This window comes from Mesorhizobium sp., from assembly GCF_004962925.1.
GTDB lineage: Bacteria > Pseudomonadota > Alphaproteobacteria > Rhizobiales > Rhizobiaceae > Mesorhizobium.
The window spans coordinates 1-2,322 of record NZ_SUEO01000371.1 but is presented as its reverse complement, the minus strand read 5'-3'; the positions used below and the strand labels follow the sequence as shown (position 1 = coordinate 2,322).

The 2,322-nt window shown below is 62.8% G+C and carries 3 protein-coding genes; 1 reads left to right on the top strand and 2 read right to left on the bottom strand.

Annotated elements, in window-relative coordinates; all coding sequences use genetic code 11:
- Window positions 1-9: 9 nt before the first annotated feature.
- Both E5W87_RS35035 and E5W87_RS35030 read right to left on the bottom strand, forming a co-directional pair.
- A complete protein-coding gene (locus tag E5W87_RS35035; RefSeq protein ID WP_292408429.1) occupies window positions 10-1,116 on the bottom strand; it encodes a tungsten formylmethanofuran dehydrogenase in 1,107 nt (368 codons plus the stop codon).
- A 118-nt stretch (window positions 1,117-1,234) separates the two neighbouring features.
- Window positions 1,235-1,615 (bottom strand): 4a-hydroxytetrahydrobiopterin dehydratase, encoded by a 381-nt coding sequence (locus E5W87_RS35030; RefSeq protein ID WP_292408426.1) that lies wholly within the window; start codon window positions 1,613-1,615, stop codon window positions 1,235-1,237.
- A 159-nt stretch (window positions 1,616-1,774) separates the two neighbouring features.
- Here E5W87_RS35030 and E5W87_RS35025 point away from each other — a divergent pair.
- Window positions 1,775-2,322: beta-ribofuranosylaminobenzene 5'-phosphate synthase family protein (locus E5W87_RS35025; RefSeq protein WP_367118915.1), on the top strand; the 548-nt coding region annotated here is incomplete at its 3' end.

The following is a 2,322-nucleotide window of genomic DNA, read 5'->3' as shown; positions in this document are numbered from 1 at the left end:
CAATTTTCGTCAGCATGGCAACGCGGCCTCGGCGGAGACGTGACTGGCGACCAGGCGGATAACAGTCGCAGCGGAGGGCAGTTCGGACGCCGCTCGCGCATCGATCGACCTTAGCGAACCGGTGCGGCTGGAATAGACCACCGCTTCGTGATCGACGCCCGCTTCGCCGATGGCGATGGTGACGGCAGCACCCGCGATCGGCTCCTGCGTTTTCGCCAGGGCAATCAGCGCCATGCGGTTCTTTTTCTTCTGCGGCTCGACAAAAGACGAGGAGATCCGCAGATGCAGGTCGGCTTCGCCGGCAGCGATCATGCGCGCGACATCGTAACGCCAGGGATCGAATTCCGGGAAGCCGCGCGCAAAGCCCGTGCGCAATGGAAAACCCGTCATCCAGGTCGAGGCGAGCGCGCTTCCCCATCCGTTTTCGCTCGCCGGCAGGTGAAGGCCGGATGCGCGTGACTTGCGGTTGAGATCGGCGATCAGTCCTTGCAGCATCTCCAGCGCCAGCCCTTCGGTTGCGTCGCCTGAAAACAGGAAGACGGGAAAATGCGCAGCCTCCACGGCTTTGGCGAAATCGTCGAAATTCGACACCGGTTGCGATGTCTGACGCCCCCTGCACTGCGTCCTCAGCGCCGCCAGCGTCGCGCCGAGGCTTGCCTCGCCGCAGGAAAGGAGCGTCGCCGTCCGCCCGTTGTTCAACGGCGGCGCAGCCGCCCCGTTCGACCCGACCAGAAAGAATTCGCGTTGATTCTTGCCTGAGAGATCGAGGGCCGAGAGATCGGGAACCGTGGCCGAGAGTTCGCCGACAAATTCATGATGGATCTGCGGGAGTTCGCCCACGATCACCACGACATCGGCGCGCCGGCGCGCCTCGCCGGGCGCAACGGTCATCGCGCCTTTGTCGGTAAAAAGCGCGGTCTCCCGGGAAACTGCCGCACCATCGGCATGATCGTATGCCGCGCCAACCCGCTCAGCCAGCGCGATCGCCGCCCTGGCGCCGTGTATATCCGTATCCAAGCTGAAAACCGGGCACCGGCTTGACCCCAACAGCGCGGCGGCATGTGCAGCCGCGCGCTCGACCAGCGTTTCCCGGTTGCCGATCCAAGCAACCGCCATTCACTACGCTACTTTCTGGTGCCGGCCCGATCCTAGACGAAACTGGATTGGCCGTGAACCCCGCCTGTCAGCAGATTAGCGAATGTTTTCATACGCCATCAACAAATTCCGACCGTGCTTAATCATATTTGATGTAAGCGAAGCGCTGATCGGTCGGCGGAGTGCCTTCCAGCGCGCCGCCTTCCTGGGCCGGCTGCCACTGGACAACATCCTCGATCTTTTTGGCCAGCTCGAAGTCTTTGTCGGTGATGCCTTTCGCGGCGTGGTTCATCAGGCGCACCTCGACCCAGGCATAGGACGCCGTGATGTCGGGATGGTGCCACGCCGCCTCGGCGAGATGGCCGACCGCGTTGATGACCATCAGCGTCGATTTCCAGCTGTGGGTCTTGTATTTGCGCCGGATCCAGCCGTTCTCGTAGCGCCATTTCGGCAGCTCCTTCTCGAGCCGGTCGGCAATCTCGGCTTCCGAATAGACCTTTTCCTTAGCTGTCTCGCTCATCTCGACCTCCGCGACTTGCCCGGTCCGTTTTCGCGCCGGGGCCAAAAGAAGATAATCGAATGCACTCTCTCCGGCTTGCCCCTTCGACGAAAACAGCTATCATGGCGACGGGCACCTAAACTTCCATGATGCGTCTATGATGCACCCATCGGGGGGTAGATGTCGAATTCTGTTACCATACGAGTGCCCTCCCGCCTGCACCTTGGCTTCCTCGACCTCAATGGCGATACCGGACGTCGCTTTGGCAGCGTCGGGCTACCTCTAAGCGAACCCGAAACCGTCGTCACCCTATCGCGGTCCAGCGAGACCATCGTCGAAGGCCCCGAGAGCCGTCGCGCCGGCGAACATTTGTCGACGCTCTGCAGCCATCTCGGCATTCGCGGTCAGCACCGACTGGTGGTCGAACAGTCGATCCCGAGCCATGCCGGCCTGGGCTCCGGGACGCAGATCGCCCTTGCCGTTGCCTCGGCACTGCGCACGCTCCACAACCTGCCTCTCGATATCGGCGGCGACGCGACCCTGCTCGATCGGGGCGGCCGATCCGGCATCGGCATCGCCAGTTTCGAAAGCGGTGGTGTCATTGTCGACGCCGGCAAGGACGACAGCGGCAGGCCGCCGCCGGTCGTGGCGCGACTGCCGTTTCCGGAAGAGTGGCGCGTCATCCTGATCCTCGACCATGCCGGGCATGGACTGCATGGCGATGCCGA